The organism is Pseudomonas fluorescens (assembly GCF_902498065.1).
Lineage (GTDB): Bacteria > Pseudomonadota > Gammaproteobacteria > Pseudomonadales > Pseudomonadaceae > Aquipseudomonas > Aquipseudomonas fluorescens_BJ.
On record NZ_CABVIR010000001.1, the window covers coordinates 956,536 to 970,154 of the forward strand.

14 protein-coding genes are annotated in these 13,619 nt (G+C 60.5%); 8 read left to right on the plus strand and 6 right to left on the minus strand.

Going from position 1 to position 13,619, the window contains the following annotated elements; translation table 11 throughout:
• Positions 1–230: 230 nt before the first annotated feature.
• Positions 231–479: a transmembrane sensor/regulator PpyR gene (locus F8N43_RS04790; protein WP_150639198.1), complete on the plus strand. Its 249-nt coding sequence runs from the start codon at positions 231–233 to the stop codon at positions 477–479.
• Positions 479–1,633: an NnrS family protein gene (locus F8N43_RS04795; protein WP_150653291.1), complete on the plus strand. Its 1,155-nt coding sequence runs from the start codon at positions 479–481 to the stop codon at positions 1,631–1,633. Before F8N43_RS04790 ends, F8N43_RS04795 begins: the two co-directional genes overlap by 1 nt.
• Here F8N43_RS04795 and F8N43_RS04800 read toward each other — a convergent pair.
• Complete coding sequence (locus F8N43_RS04800) at positions 1,617–2,540, minus strand: LysR family transcriptional regulator (protein WP_150653292.1); 924 nt, start codon at positions 2,538–2,540, stop codon at positions 1,617–1,619. The genes F8N43_RS04795 and F8N43_RS04800 overlap by 17 nt on opposite strands.
• A gap of 113 nt (positions 2,541–2,653) precedes the next feature.
• On the opposite strand from F8N43_RS04800, the gene F8N43_RS04805 reads away from it, so the two are divergent.
• The 5 genes from F8N43_RS04805 to F8N43_RS04825 all read left to right on the plus strand — a co-directional run bounded on the left by F8N43_RS04805 (position 2,654) and on the right by F8N43_RS04825 (position 7,626).
• A complete protein-coding gene (locus tag F8N43_RS04805) occupies positions 2,654–3,499 on the plus strand; it encodes an oxidoreductase (protein ID WP_150653293.1) in 846 nt (281 codons plus the stop codon).
• 242 nt (positions 3,500–3,741) lie between these two features.
• Complete coding sequence (locus F8N43_RS04810; protein WP_045061614.1) at positions 3,742–4,197, plus strand: (2Fe-2S)-binding protein; 456 nt, start codon at positions 3,742–3,744, stop codon at positions 4,195–4,197.
• Positions 4,198–4,212: 15 nt separating this feature from the next.
• Positions 4,213–6,381 (plus strand): xanthine dehydrogenase family protein molybdopterin-binding subunit, encoded by a 2,169-nt coding sequence (locus tag F8N43_RS04815; protein WP_150653294.1) that lies wholly within the window; start codon positions 4,213–4,215, stop codon positions 6,379–6,381.
• 1 nt (position 6,382) lies between these two features.
• Positions 6,383–6,961, plus strand: a complete 579-nt coding sequence (locus tag F8N43_RS04820; RefSeq protein WP_150630554.1) for a hypothetical protein — start codon at positions 6,383–6,385, stop codon at positions 6,959–6,961.
• Between the two features lie 74 nt (positions 6,962–7,035).
• Positions 7,036–7,626, plus strand: coding sequence for a GGDEF domain-containing protein (locus F8N43_RS04825; protein WP_150630555.1), 591 nt, complete (start codon positions 7,036–7,038; stop codon positions 7,624–7,626).
• Here the strand turns inward: F8N43_RS04825 and F8N43_RS04830 are convergent.
• On the minus strand, positions 7,604–8,029 hold the full coding sequence (locus F8N43_RS04830; RefSeq protein ID WP_150653295.1) for a VOC family protein: 426 nt from the start codon (positions 8,027–8,029) through the stop codon (positions 7,604–7,606). The two genes, F8N43_RS04825 and F8N43_RS04830, sit on opposite strands and share 23 nt — an antisense overlap.
• A gap of 115 nt (positions 8,030–8,144) precedes the next feature.
• Between F8N43_RS04830 and F8N43_RS04835 the strand changes: the two genes are divergently transcribed.
• A complete protein-coding gene (locus F8N43_RS04835) occupies positions 8,145–9,035 on the plus strand; it encodes a LysR family transcriptional regulator (protein WP_150630557.1) in 891 nt (296 codons plus the stop codon).
• Positions 9,036–9,095: 60 nt separating this feature from the next.
• Here the strand turns inward: F8N43_RS04835 and fabI are convergent, their stop codons facing one another.
• Genes fabI through F8N43_RS04855 form a run of 4 tightly spaced genes read right to left on the minus strand, consistent with a single transcriptional unit; the run spans position 9,096 to position 13,618 of the window.
• On the minus strand, positions 9,096–9,890 hold the full coding sequence (gene fabI / locus F8N43_RS04840; protein ID WP_008152082.1) for an enoyl-ACP reductase FabI: 795 nt from the start codon (positions 9,888–9,890) through the stop codon (positions 9,096–9,098).
• Positions 9,891–9,911: 21 nt separating this feature from the next.
• The gene (locus F8N43_RS04845) at positions 9,912–11,522 is read right to left on the minus strand and encodes an ABC transporter ATP-binding protein (protein ID WP_150653296.1); all 1,611 of its coding nucleotides are present in this window, start codon (positions 11,520–11,522) and stop codon (positions 9,912–9,914) included.
• Position 11,523: 1 nt separating this feature from the next.
• Positions 11,524–12,543, minus strand: a complete 1,020-nt coding sequence (locus tag F8N43_RS04850) for an ABC transporter permease (protein WP_150653297.1) — start codon at positions 12,541–12,543, stop codon at positions 11,524–11,526.
• 1 nt (position 12,544) lies between these two features.
• On the minus strand, positions 12,545–13,618 hold the full coding sequence (locus F8N43_RS04855) for a microcin C ABC transporter permease YejB (RefSeq protein WP_150630560.1): 1,074 nt from the start codon (positions 13,616–13,618) through the stop codon (positions 12,545–12,547).
• Position 13,619 lies beyond the last annotated feature (1 nt).

Genomic DNA, 13,619 nt, shown 5'->3' on the forward strand with positions numbered 1-13,619 from the left:
TCGCGATTAAAACAAAAGGTTCTGCTGTGTGCAAATGATATTGGTTTGCTTTTAGATGGTGTGAGTTTTCGTGCAGTCAATATGACGTCTTTAGGTGTCATATTGACTATTATTCGTTTGGGTCAAATTGACTGCATACGCTCTAACCCACTGATTTACAGGTGTGATGAACCTGGCACGAAACCTGAAGTAACTAACGTACAACTGGTTCGATTCGGGAGTACGGAAAAATGTTCGCTTACTTCAGCAATCCTCAGAACGTCCTGCAGCTGTCGAGCAAAGTCCTGGGCGCGGGCCTGGCGCTGCTACTGGCGGGGATCTACGGCGCTTATCTTTACGCCGGACATTTGCCGATCGTGGTGCTGGTCTCGATGCATTCCATGACCATCATCGGCCCGACCCTGATCAAGATCGGCTACGTCATGCGCCTGCTGGCCCAGCATCGGTTGGGCAGTCGTCTGGTCAGGGCGGTGGCCTGATGCGACAGTTCGCTGCCGCACCGCTGTTCAGCCTTGGCTTTCGCCCGTTTTTCCTGGCCGGCGCCGGGTTTGCAACCATCGCCGTGGCGATCTGGGCCGTGTGGTTGTACGGACGCTTGCCGGATGCGCAACCGGTCGGCGGCATGCTGAGCTGGCATCGGCATGAGATGCCGTTCGGGTTCGCAGCGGCGATCATCGCCGGGTTCCTGCTCACGGCGGTGCCGAACTGGACCGGGCGTGCGGGGCTCAACGGTTGGCCTTTGATCGGTCTGCTGCTGGTATGGCTGTTGGCGCGACTGGCGTGGCTGATGCCCATTCCCGGCGTTGCGTTGATTGCGCTGCAACTACCTTTTCTGCCGTTGCTGGCATGGGTGCTGGGTCGGGACCTTGTGGCTGCCGGCAAACGCGACAACTATCCGATTCTGCTGGTCGTCGCGCTGTTGGCCGCGACTCAGGCCATGACGCTGTGGGGGATTTCGACCGATGACGTCGGCCTGCAACGGCGCGGTGTACTCGCGGCCGTGTGGTTGATCGGCGCGTTGATGAGTGTGATTGGCGGGCGCGTGATTCCGTTCTTTATTCAACGCGGTTTGAATCGTCCTGCGGCCAGCCCTGTGCATCCGCTGCAAACCAGAGTGTTGCTGGCGGGCAGTTTGCTGGCCGCCGTTTCCTTTGCCGGTGGTTTGAACGACATCCCACGAGGGTGGCTCGCGGCCCTGTTTTTATTGCTCGGCGGGTTGCACCTGCTGCGCCTGTGGCGTTGGCATGACCGGGGGATCTGGCGGGTGCCGCTGCTGTGGTCGTTGTATCTGGCGTATGCGTGGCTGGCGATTGCCGCGCTGGCCATGGCGCTATGGCACGCGGGTGCAATGCCGCAACAAAGTCTGGCCACGCATTCTCTGGCTGTCGGCGGGATCGGTGGCTTGATCCTGGCGATGAGTGCCCGGGTCAGCCTCGGTCATACCGGGCGGTTGTTGCAGCCGTCGAAAACGATTGTGGTCGGGTTTATCCTGCTGTTGATCGCCGGCCTGTGCCGGGTGTTTCTGGTGCCGTTCTCCGGGGGCGCACTGGCGTTGTCCGCCCTGTTCTGGTGTGCCGCGTTCGGACTGTTCCTGGTGCGCTACACCGACGTATTGCTCAAACCGAGGGTTTAAGGCCTCCCTGTTCGGCGATCCACCGTGTTGCCAGATCGATAAAGGCTCGCAGCTTCGGTTGAGTCTGGGTTCGACTGGGAAAATACAGGTACAGCGCCGAACTGAGCGGCACGAACGGCTGCAGCACTCGCTCCAGTCGGCCGTCCGCCAACTCGTCGGCAATCTCCAGGTCACAGGCATACGCCAGGCCCGAACCGCTGCGGGCGGCGGCCACCAGCAACCTTCGATCATTGACGATCACGCCGCCCGCGACGCCCACCGTAAAGTCGCGCCCCTCGCGGCGAAATTCCCAGCGATGCGCGCTCCCCGAGGTCGAGAAACGAAAGCCGATGCATTGATGACGGGTCAAGTCTTCAGGGCTGGCCGGTTTGCCGGCCTTGGCGAAGTACTCCGGCGCACCCACCACCGACCATTGCAGGTCGGGCGTGAGGCGCACCGCGATCATGTCTTTTTCGATCGACTCGCCCAGCCGGATCCCGGCATCGAAGCCGCCGGCCATCAGGTCCACCGTGGCGTCATCGAGGGAAATGTCGAGAGTGACTTGCGGATAAGCCTCGCGAAACAACGGAATCAGCGGCTCGATCAACAAGGCGCCGGACAGCCGCGGTGCGGTGAGGCGCAGCGTGCCCATGGGCTGATCGCGAAACCCGCTGAGCCCCTTCAGCGCCTCATCGATTTCACTGGCCGCTGGCCGCAACCGCGCAAACAGGCTGGCCCCGGCTTCGGTCAACGCCACCCGGCGCGTGGTGCGCTGGAACAGCAACACGCCCGTGCGGCGCTCGAGTAATTTGATCGCATGGCTGACAGCGGTGGGAGTCACTGCCAAGCGTGTTGCGGCCAGGGTGAAACTCTTGTGCTCGGCCACCGCCAGAAACTCGGTCAAGCCATCGAAAGGATCGTGATTCATCGGGGCGCCATTATGAAAGAGCGTTTCATAGTGCTTGTAACACGAGGGCATTTTTACGGGCAATCATCCTGCGTACCTTGTGCCTACCCCCATTGCACACAAGGAATACGCTCATGACCACGTCCAACACCTTCAAACGTATCTGGCTCATCACGGGCGCTTCTCGCGGTATCGGCGCAAAAATCGCCGCCGCTGCACTGGCCCACGGTGACGCCGTGGTTGCCACCGCCCGGGATGCCAGCAGCATCACTCAGCGTTTTGGCGATCAAGCCGGTTTGCTGGCCGTCACCCTCGACGTCACCGACGAAGCACAGGGCATTGCGGTCGCCAAGGCTGCCATCGAGCACTTCGGACGCATCGACGTGCTGGTCAACAACGCCGGTTACGGTCTGTTGGGCGCGGTGGAAGAAGCCAGTGCCGATGAAGTGCGGCGCCTGTACGAAACCAATGTCTTCGGCTTGTTGAACGTCACGCGTGCCGTCCTGCCGCACATGCGCGCCGCTCGCAGCGGGCATGTGATCAACCTGTCGTCGGTGGGTGGTTACAGGTCGGGGGCGGGTTTCGGCGTTTACTGCTCGACCAAGTTCGCCGTCGAAGGCTTGAGTGAAGCGCTGCATGCCGAATTGGAGCCGCAGGGCATCAAAGTCACCGTCGTTGAGCCCGGCTACTTCCGCACGGAGTTCCTTGAAGGCAATTCGCTGGTGGAGTCGCCTTCGTCGATTGCCGACTACGACAGCACTGCCGGTGAAGTGCGCAAGATCGCCAAAGCCGTGACCCTGAATCAGCCCGGTGATCCGGACAAACTGGCCCAGGTCATGATCACCCTGGTCGATGCGGAAAAAGCACCGCTGCGCCTGCCGCTGGGCAGTGACTGCGTCGCGGCGATCGAAGGCAAAAACGCGTTTGTCGCCAGCGAATTGCAGATGTGGCGTGAGGTGTCAGTGTCAACCGACTTCTAAATGCTTGATGCCACTGCAGGAGCGAGCTTGCTCACGATGGTCGCTAACGATAACGCGTGTTGTCTGGAAAAACGCGGCGTCCTTTAGACCATCGCGAGCAAGCTCGCTCCTACAGTTTCTCGGTAGTCTGTGTGTGACCGGTGGTCGATGAACCGGTCTCGCCCGGCATTTTGCGCTTAGCTGAAAGGATAACGCCGACCCACCGACACAAACGGCGTCACCGTGAACCTGAGGAATTCGCAATGCTGACCCTCAATATCAATGGCAAGGATCAGGCGCTGGACGTCCCCGCGGACATGCCGCTGCTCTGGGTCCTGCGCGATGTCGCGCACCTGACCGGCACCAAATTCGGTTGCGGCATGGCCCAGTGTGGCGCCTGCACCGTGCATGTCGACGGGGCGCCGTTGCGCTCCTGCATCACGCCCGCCACGGCGGTGGCCCATGGGCAAAAAATCCTCACCATAGAAGGCCTGTCTGCCGACGGTTCGCACCCGGTGCAACAAGCCTGGGCAGAACTCGATGTGGTCCAGTGCGGTTATTGTCAGTCCGGGCAGATCATGTCGGCGGCGGCGCTGCTGGCGAAGATCCCTAAACCCACCGACAGCGACATCGACCAGGCGCTCTCCGGCAACATCTGCCGCTGCGGCACCTACCCCAGGATCCGTGCCGCGGTCAAACGCGCCGCCGACATCGGTTGATGGGAGGCATACGCCATGAACAGCAGCAATCCGTTATCACGCCGTGGGTTTCTCAAGGGCAGCGCAGTGCTGGGCAGTGGGCTGGTGATCGCCTTTGTCATCCCCGGCGCCCACCGTTTTGCGATGGGCGCCGAGAATCAGGGCAACGTCTTCGCACCGAACGCGTTTTTAAGAATCAGTAACGACAACAGCGTCACCGTGCTGCTCGGCCATTCTGAAATGGGCCAGGGCATCTGGACCGGTCTGACCATGCTCATCGCTGAAGAGCTGGACGCCGACTGGTCGAAAATCCGCGTCGAACATTCCCCGGCCTCGGCCGCCGACTATGGTCTGGCCGGGTTTGGCGGGATGCAAATCACCGGCGGTTCGACCTCGACCTGGATGGAGTTCGATCGCTACCGTCAGGCAGGCGCAGCGGCGCGGTTGATGTTGATCGACGCTGCCGCCCAGCGCTTCCATGTCGCACCTTCGGCCATCCGCACCGAGTCGGGTGTGGTGATTGCCGGCGACAACCGCGCCACGTACGGCGAACTGGCCGATGATGCGGGCAAGTTGCCGGCACCGGACCCGGCGTCGATCACGTTCAAGGAAGCGAAAGACTGGAAGGTCATCGGTAAACCCACCAAACGCCTGGACACGCCGGAGAAAATCACCGGTCGAGCCAGGTTTGGGATCGACGTGCAGTTCGACGGCCTGATGACCGCGATGGTTGCCCGCGCGCCGGTGTTCGGCGGCAGCGTCAAATCCTATGAAGGCGCCGAAGCGCTGGCGATACCGGGCGTGCACAAAGTGGTGCAAGTGCCGACGGGCGTCGCCGTGATTGCCGATCATTACTGGGCGGCGAAACTGGGGCGCGATGCACTCAAGATCGATTGGGATCTGGGGCCGAACACCGGGCTCGACACTCAACATCTGCTGGAGAGCTTCCGCAAACTCGCCGCCACGCCGGGCACTTCGGCGAGCAAGGCCGGGGATGCGCAGGGCGCTTTGCGCAAAGCGGCGAAGACCATTGACGTCGAGTACAGCGTGCCATACCTGGCTCATGCGCCGATGGAACCGCTCAATTGCACCGTGAAAATCACTCAGGATAAATGCGAGATCTGGACCGGTACGCAGTTCCAGACGCTGGATCAGATGATCGCGGGAAAAATCACCGGGCTCAAACCCGAGCAAGTCGAGATTCATACCGAGTTTCTGGGCGGCGGCTTCGGCCGTCGGGCCAACCCGACTTCGGACTTTGTCGCCGAGGCCGTCGAAGTGGCGAAGGCGGCGGGCGAGCCGGTGAAAACGGTCTGGTCGCGTGAGGACGACATTCGCGGCGGCTATTACCGCTCGGCGTTCCTGCACCAGGCGCGTATCGGCCTGGACGCCGGCGGGATGCCGACGGCATGGCAGCACGTGATGGTCGGGCAGTCGATCATGGAAGGCACAGCGTTTGCGGCCACCATGGTCAAGGACGGTATCGACAAAACGTCGGTCGAAGGTGTTGCCGACAGTCCTTACCTTGCCGGGATGGCCAATCATCAGGTGGAACTGCATTCGCCGAAAACCGGCATCACCGTGTTGTGGCTGCGTTCGGTCGGGCACACCCACACGGCGTTCGTGATGGAGTCGCTGATCGACGAGCTGGCAGAGGCGGCGGGCAAGGATCCGGTGGAATACCGACGCACCTTGCTCAAGGACCATGCGCGGCATCTGGGTGTGCTGAACCTGGCGGTCGAGAAGGCCAATTGGAAAGCGCCATTGCCGGATGGGCATGCGCTGGGTGTCGCGGTGCATGAGTCGTTCGGCAGCTACGTCGCGCAGGTTGCCGAGGTGTCCCAGGACAACCTGAAAATTCGCGTGCACCGGGTCGTGTGCGCGGTGGACTGCGGGATTGCGGTCAACCCGCTGAGCATCGCGGCGCAAATGGAGTCGGCCATCACCTTCGGTCTCGGGTTTACCTTGCACAGCAAACTGACCTTCAAAAATGGCCAGGTGGTGCAGTCCAATTACCACGACTATCAGGTGCTGCGACTGAACGAAATGCCGGTGGTCGAAGTGCATATCGTGCCCAGTACCGACAAGCCCGGCGGCATCGGCGAGGCTGGCGTACCGCCAACGGCGCCGGCCGTGGCCAACGCAGTGTTTGCCCTGACCGGGCAACGGTTGCGCGAACTGCCCTTGCAACTGTCGGGGGTGTGAGATGAGACGACATCTGATTCTGGGCGCAGTGGTGCTGGTCGGCCTGACGGTCTACGCCACAGACCTGTTCGCGGAGGACAAGGAAGCCTTGAAGGCTTTCGATACCGTACAGAAGGTGTTTCAAAGCCCGCGTTGCCAGAATTGCCATATTCCCGGTGATTCACCGTTGCAGTTCGACGCCGGCATTCCCCACGCGATGAACGTCGTACGCGGCATGGATGGCAAGGGTGCGGCCGGTTTGCCGTGTGCCACTTGCCACGCCGACAGCAATCCGCCGGCCAGTTACGGCCCGCATGCACCGCCGGGTGCGCCGCACTGGAGCCTGCCGCCAGCGGCGCACAAAATGGCCTGGATCGGCCTGCCGGCTGACAAGCTGTGCGCGATGATCAAGGATCGCAGCAGCAACGGCGACCGGGATTTCGCCGCGCTGATCAAGCATGTCAGCGACGACAAACTGGTGCTCTGGGGCTGGAATCCGGGTGAAGGGCGAGCGCCGGTGCCGGTGCCGCACGACATTTTCGTCACTCAATTCAAGCGCTGGGCCGAGGCGGGAGGGCCTTGCCCGGTGGCGGGCAGTTGACCGGCGGTCCGTTAACAGTGAGTCAAACCGGGTATCGACGACTCTAAAGAACATACCCGCCCATGGAGTGAGTCATGCTGATCCCAGGCAAACCGGTCAAACACGGCGTTCATGCAGACCCTTTGCTGTCGCCCCAGCAAGAGCGTCAATTACTGCGCGATCTGGCCCGCAAGGCCGAGCAGGACGTGATTGGCGTGCAGATGGCGAGCATGGATGAATTGACGCTGCTGTCCAACCGTCACGGCTTCATGACACTGGCCCAATTGGGGCTGGACGCCTGTCAGCGCCTCGAAAAACCGGCCACGCTGCTGTTTTTCGATCTCGATAATTTCAAACACATCAACTATTTGTATGGCCGCGCCGAGGGTGATAACGCCCTGAAAACCTTTGCCGACGTACTGCGTATCGCCTTTCGCGAAAACGATGTGGTTGGCCGGCTTGGCGACGACGAGTTTGTTGCGTTGCTGACCGGTTCAAGCGCTGTGGACATTGGCGCCATCAAGTCGCGGCTCGAAGAAATCCTCGACGAGCGCAATGCCACGATGCGTCGCGGTTATGACATTCGCTTCAGCATTGGCCAGATCGAGTATGACCCTGTGCGTCACGGTTCGGTCGAGGGATTGCTGGCTGAGGCCGATGCCTTCACTTGGCAAACAACTGGCTGATGTCCTTGAATGCCTTGAACTCCAGCGCATTGCCGCAAGGATCGAACAGAAACATCGTGGCTTGCTCGCCCACCAAACCCTGAAACCGAATGCCGGGTTCGATCACGAAGCGGGTGTCACGGGCTTTCAGTCGTTCAGCCAAACCTTCCCATTCGTCCATCCCCAACACTACGCCAAAATGCGGCACCGGCACGTCATGCCCGTCCACTGCGTTGGTGTGCGCCGCTTCTTGAGAGGCGTTTTTGGGCGCCAGGTGAATCACCAGTTGATGGCCGAAAAAATTGAAATCGACCCAATGGTCGCTGGATCGGCCTTCTTCGAGGCCGAAGACCTCACCATAAAAACGGCGTGCGGCTGCCAGGTCGTACACGGGAATGGCCAAGTGGAAAGGGGAGAGTTGCATGGCTGAGCCTCGCAGTTGGTCGGTGGTTGGAACTGAGTTTAACGCTGTGATTTTTGATTGAAAGACGTTAGTTTTTGCATCGAGCTCAAATTATTTCGATCAATCGAGACCGGTCATGCTGCGTGAGTTGAAGACTTTTATCGCTGTGACACGCTACGGCACATTCGCCGCCGCCGGCATGCACATCGGCCTGACCCAATCGGCGGTCAGCGCGCAGATGCGTAATTTGGAAAAGGCGCTGGGCATTCGTTTGTTCGATCGCACGGGGCGTCAGGCGATTCTCAATGCGGCAGGGCAGCGGGCCTTGCCGATGGCTCGGGACATGCTGGAAACCTTCAGTCGTATGTCGGTCAGCGACGACGTCAGCGAGTACCGCGGCGAATTGAGAATTGGCGCGGTGGCCACTGCCCAGACCGGTTTGTTGCCCCAGGCGTTGTTGCGATTGCGCCAGCAAGCGCCGTTGCTGGAACCGAAACTGGTGCCAGGGGTGTCGTTGAACCTGTTGAGCCAAGTCGATACCGGGGAGGTTGATCTGGCCATCCTGATCAAACCGCCGTTCGAGTTGCCCAAGGAGTTGGCGGCGCAGGTCATTCGCCGCGAACCGTTCGTGTTGATCGTGCCGATTGACCTTGCTGGCGACGATCCGTTGCGGTTATTGGCAGAACACCCGCTCGTGCGTTATGACCGCAATTCGTTTGGGGGCCGCTTGGTCACGCGTTTTCTGCGTGAGCAGCACATTGATGTGCAGGTGGCTTTGGAGCTGGATGAACTGGAAGCCATCGTGAAAATGGTTGAATGCGGGCTGGGTATCTCGTTGCTTCCCGAGGCGGGGCTATGGCTTGAATATGGTGCGAAGGTCAGGATCATCCGGTTGGGCGAGCTGACGTTCTACCGCGAGATCGTCCTGTTGCAGCGCTACAGCCAGCGTACACAACCGATCCAGCGATTGTTTGCCAACTGCCTCGCCCCAATCGACCTAAACATAGGGGATTGCGGTGAACTCTGAAATTTCAGGCACAAAAAAACCCGCCTGTGCAGGCGGGTTTTTTATTGGACGAACCGAAGATTACTCTTCCAGACTACCCATCGCAGTGGTGTTGAAACCACCATCCACGTACATGATTTCGCCGCTGATACCGGACGCCAGGTCCGAGCAGAGGAAGGCGCCGGCGTTGCCGACTTCGTCGATGGTGACGTTGCGACGCAGCGGGGTTTGCGCTTCGTTGGCGGCCAGCATCTTGCGGAAGTTCTTGATGCCGGAAGCGGCGAGGGTGCGGATCGGGCCAGCCGATACGCAGTTGACGCGGGTGCCGTCCGGGCCCAGGGAGCCGGCCAGGTAACGGACGCCAGCTTCCAGCGAAGCCTTGGCCATGCCCATTACGTTGTAGTTCGGCATGGTGCGCTCGGCGCCCAGGTACGACAGGGTCAGCAGGCTGCCATTGCGGCCTTTCATCATTTCGCGGCCAGCCTTGGCCAGGGCCACGAAGCTGTAGGCGCTGATGTCGTGAGCAATGCGGAAACCTTCACGGGTGGTGGCTTCGGTGAAGTCGCCGTCCAGTTGGTCGCCCGGGGCGAAGCCGACGGAGTGCACGATGCAGTCCAGGCCATCCCACTTTTTGCCCAGCTCAACGAAGACCTTGGCGATTTCTTCATCGCTGGCCACGTCGCACGGGAAGCACAGGTCCGGGTTGGAACCCCAGCTTTGTGCGAACTCTTCGACACGACCCTTGAGTTTGTCGTTCTGATAAGTGAAGGCAAGCTCAGCGCCCTCGCGATGCATGGCGGCAGCGATGCCGGATGCGATGGACAGCTTGCTGGCGACACCGACGATCAGTACGCGCTTACCGGCGAGAAAACCCATGTGTTGCTCCTCTCTTTCAGGTTATTGCGCAGTGGCTGGTGCCAGAAAAGCGGCTTCCAGCAACTGCTGTGTATACGGATGTTGGGGGGCGGCAAAGATACTTTGCGCGTCTCCCTGTTCGACCACTTGGCCATGCTTGACCACCATCAACTGGTGGCTCAGCGCTTTGACGACAGCCAGGTCATGGCTGATAAACAGATACGTCAGGTTGTACTTGGTTTGCAGTGAACGCAAAAGCTCCACCACTTGGCGCTGCACTGTCCGGTCGAGGGCCGATGTCGGCTCGTCCAGCAATATCAGCGCCGGTTTTAGCACTAATGCCCGGGCAATGGCGATTCTCTGCCGCTGCCCGCCGGAAAATTCGTGGGGGTAGCGGTGCCGGGTTTCCGGATCCAGACCTACCTCCTTGAGTGCCGCAATGATCGCTTGTTCCTGTTCCGCCTCGGTGCCCATCTTGTGAATCCGCAGGCCTTCGCCGACGATCTGGCTCACGCACATCCGCGGGCTCAGGCTGCCGAACGGGTCCTGGAACACCACCTGCATCTCCCGGCGCAGCGGTCGAATCTGTTGCTGCGTCAGGCAGTCTAGCTGCTTGCCTTCAAAACGGATCGCACCTTTGCTGCCGATCAGCCGCAAAATCGCCAGACCGAGCGTCGATTTGCCGGAACCGCTTTCGCCGACAATCCCCAGGGTCTGGCCCTGTGGCAGGCTGAAATTGATCCCGTCCACCGCTTTGATGTGATCGACGGTCTTTTTCAGCAAGCCTTTCTTGATCGGGAACCAGACTTTCAGGTCCTCGACCTGCAGCAAGGGCGGCCCGATTACATTGGTTGCCGGCTTGCCGCTGGGCTCCGCTGCCAGCAGTTCCCGAGTGTACGGATGCTGCGGCGCGCAGAACAACTCTTCGCACGATGCCTGTTCGACGATGCAACCGCGCTGCATGACACATACGCGATGCGCAATTCTTCGCACAAGGTTCAAATCGTGACTGATCAGTAGCAACGCCATGCCCAGGCGGGCCTGCAATTCCTTGAGCAATTCGAGGATTTTCAGCTGGACGGTCACGTCCAGCGCGGTGGTCGGCTCGTCAGCGATCAGCAGTTCCGGCTCGTTGGCCAGGGCCATGGCGATCATCACCCGTTGACGCTGGCCGCCGGACAGTTCGTGGGGCAAGGCTTTCAGGCGCTTTTCGGGCTCCGGAATGCCGACCATTTCCAGCAGTTCCAGCGTACGTTTGGTCGCGACTTTGCCGATCAAACCTTTGTGGATGCCCAGGACTTCGTTGATCTGCTTCTCGATCGAGTGCAGCGGATTGAGCGAGGTCATCGGCTCTTGAAAGATCATGGCGATCCGGTTGCCACGGATATGGCGGATGGTTTTCTCTTTAAGGCTCAGCAGGTCTTGCCCGGAATACTCGATGGTGCCGGACGGATGTCGGGCGAGCGGGTAGGGCAGCAGGCGCAGGATCGAGTGCGCGGTCACCGATTTGCCGGAACCGCTTTCACCCACCAGCGCCAGGGTTTCGCCGCGCTTGATGTCGAAACTGACGCCTTCGACCACGCGCTGACAGCGATCACCGACGACGAATTCGACGGACAGGTCGCGCACTTCGATCAGATTGTCCTGATTCATTTCACTTCCTCGGGTCGAAGGCATCGCGAGCGGACTCGCCGATGAACACCAGCAGACTCAACATCAACGCCAGCACCGCAAACGCGCTCATGCCGAGCCACGGCGCTTGCAGGTTGGATTTGCCCTGAGCCACCAATTCACCCAGCGACGGCGCGCCCGGCGGCAAACCGAAGCCCAGAAAGTCGAGGGCGGTCAGCGTGCCGATGGCGCCGGTGAGGATGAACGGCATAAAGGTCATGGTCGAAACCATCGCGTTGGGCAGGATGTGGCGGAACATGATCGCGCCATTCTGCATCCCCAGCGCCCGGGCCGCGCGTACGTATTCGAGGTTGCGCCCGCGCAGGAACTCGGCGCGCACCACGTCCACCAGGCTCATCCACGAGAACAGCAGCATGATCCCCAGCAGCCACCAGAAATTCGGCTGGACGAAACTGGCGAGAATGATCAGCAGATACAGCACCGGCAACCCGGACCAGATCTCCAGGAAACGCTGCCCGGCCAGATCGACCCAGCCGCCATAGAAACCCTGCAAGGCGCCGGCAATCACACCAATGATCGAGCTGAGAATGGTCAGCGTCAGGGCAAACAGCACCGAAATCCGGAACCCATAAATTACCCGGGCCAACACATCGCGGCCCTGATCGTCCGTGCCCAGCAGGTTGTCGGCCGACGGGGGCGCCGGGGCCGGGACTTTCAGGTCGTAGTTGATGCTTTGGTAGCTGTAGGGAATCGGCGCCCACAGCACCCAGGCGTCCTTGGCCTTGAGCAGTTCGCGGATGTAGGGGCTCTTGTAATTGGCTTCCAGCGGGAACTCGCCACCGAACGCGGTTTCCGGGTAACGCTTGAGCGCCGGGAAGTACCAGCTGTTGTCGTAATGCACCACCAGCGGTTTGTCGTTGGCGATCAGCTCGGCACCGAGGCTCAGGCCGAACAACACGAGAAACAGCCACAGCGACCACCAGCCGCGCTTGTTGGCCTTGAACAGTTCGAAACGCCGGCGATTGAGAGGGGACAGGTTCATCTCAATGCTCCCGACTTTCGAAATCGATGCGCGGATCGACAAAGGTGTAGGTGAGATCGCCGATCAGTTTCACCACCAGGCCCAGCAGGGTGAAGATGAACAGCGTGCCGAAGACCACCGGGTAATCGCGGTTGATCGCGGCTTCGAAACTCATCAGCCCCAGTCCGTCGAGGGAGAAGATCACCTCGACCAGCAACGAACCGGTGAAGAAGATCCCGATGAACGCCGACGGGAAACCGGCAATCACCAACAGCATGGCGTTACGAAACACGTGGCCGTAGAGCACGCGGTGATTGGTCAGGCCTTTGGCTTTGGCCGTCACCACGTATTGCTTGTTGATTTCGTCGAGGAAGCTGTTTTTGGTCAGCAGGGTCATGGTCGCGAAGTTACCGATCACCAGAGCGGTGACTGGCAACGCGAGGTGCCAGAAGTAATCGAGCACCTTGCCGCCCATGCTCAGTTCATCGAAGTTGTTCGAGGTCAGTCCCCGTAGCGGGAACCAGTCGAAATAGCTGCCGCCGGCGAACACCACAATCAACAGAATGGCGAACAGGAACGCCGGGATCGCGTAGCCGACGATGATCGCCGAGCTGGTCCAGACGTCGAAGTGGCTGCCGTGCCGCGTGGCCTTGGCGATCCCCAGCGGGATCGACACCAGGTACATGATCAGCGTGCTCCACAACCCGAGGGAGATCGACACCGGCATCTTTTCCTTGATCAGGTCGATGACCTTGGCGTCGCGGAAGAAGCTGTCGCCGAAATCCAGGGTGGCGTAGTTCTTGACCATGATCCACAACCGTTCCGGCGCCGATTTGTCGAAGCCGTACATGTGCTCGATTTCTTTCACCAGCGCGGGGTCCAGGCCTTGGGCGCCGCGATAGGCCGAACCGGCCACCGACACTTCGGCGCCCCCGCCGGCAATGCGGCTGGTGGCGCCTTCAAAGCCTTCGAGCTTGGCAATCATCTGCTCCACCGGCCCGCCGGGGGCGGCCTGGATGATCACGAAGTTGATCAGCAAAATGCCGAGCAGCGTCGGGATGATCAGCAGCAGTCGCCGAAAAATATACGCCAGCATC

What these genes read in the sequence shown, in the direction of transcription:
- F8N43_RS04790 (WP_150639198.1), top strand. Translation starts at nt 231, where the DNA reads ATGTTCGCTTACTTCAGCAATCCTCAGAACGTCCTGCAGCTGTCGAGC.
- F8N43_RS04795 (WP_150653291.1), top strand. Translation starts at nt 479, where the DNA reads ATGCGACAGTTCGCTGCCGCACCGCTGTTCAGCCTTGGCTTTCGCCCG.
- F8N43_RS04800 (WP_150653292.1), bottom strand. Translation starts at nt 2,540, where the DNA reads ATGAATCACGATCCTTTCGATGGCTTGACCGAGTTTCTGGCGGTGGCC.
- F8N43_RS04805 (WP_150653293.1), top strand. Translation starts at nt 2,654, where the DNA reads ATGACCACGTCCAACACCTTCAAACGTATCTGGCTCATCACGGGCGCT.
- F8N43_RS04810 (WP_045061614.1), top strand. Translation starts at nt 3,742, where the DNA reads ATGCTGACCCTCAATATCAATGGCAAGGATCAGGCGCTGGACGTCCCC.
- F8N43_RS04815 (WP_150653294.1), top strand. Translation starts at nt 4,213, where the DNA reads ATGAACAGCAGCAATCCGTTATCACGCCGTGGGTTTCTCAAGGGCAGC.
- F8N43_RS04820 (WP_150630554.1), top strand. Translation starts at nt 6,383, where the DNA reads ATGAGACGACATCTGATTCTGGGCGCAGTGGTGCTGGTCGGCCTGACG.
- F8N43_RS04825 (WP_150630555.1), top strand. Translation starts at nt 7,036, where the DNA reads ATGCTGATCCCAGGCAAACCGGTCAAACACGGCGTTCATGCAGACCCT.
- F8N43_RS04830 (WP_150653295.1), bottom strand. Translation starts at nt 8,029, where the DNA reads ATGCAACTCTCCCCTTTCCACTTGGCCATTCCCGTGTACGACCTGGCA.
- F8N43_RS04835 (WP_150630557.1), top strand. Translation starts at nt 8,145, where the DNA reads ATGCTGCGTGAGTTGAAGACTTTTATCGCTGTGACACGCTACGGCACA.
- fabI (WP_008152082.1), bottom strand. Translation starts at nt 9,890, where the DNA reads ATGGGTTTTCTCGCCGGTAAGCGCGTACTGATCGTCGGTGTCGCCAGC.
- F8N43_RS04845 (WP_150653296.1), bottom strand. Translation starts at nt 11,522, where the DNA reads ATGAATCAGGACAATCTGATCGAAGTGCGCGACCTGTCCGTCGAATTC.
- F8N43_RS04850 (WP_150653297.1), bottom strand. Translation starts at nt 12,543, where the DNA reads ATGAACCTGTCCCCTCTCAATCGCCGGCGTTTCGAACTGTTCAAGGCC.
- F8N43_RS04855 (WP_150630560.1), bottom strand. Translation starts at nt 13,618, where the DNA reads ATGCTGGCGTATATTTTTCGGCGACTGCTGCTGATCATCCCGACGCTG.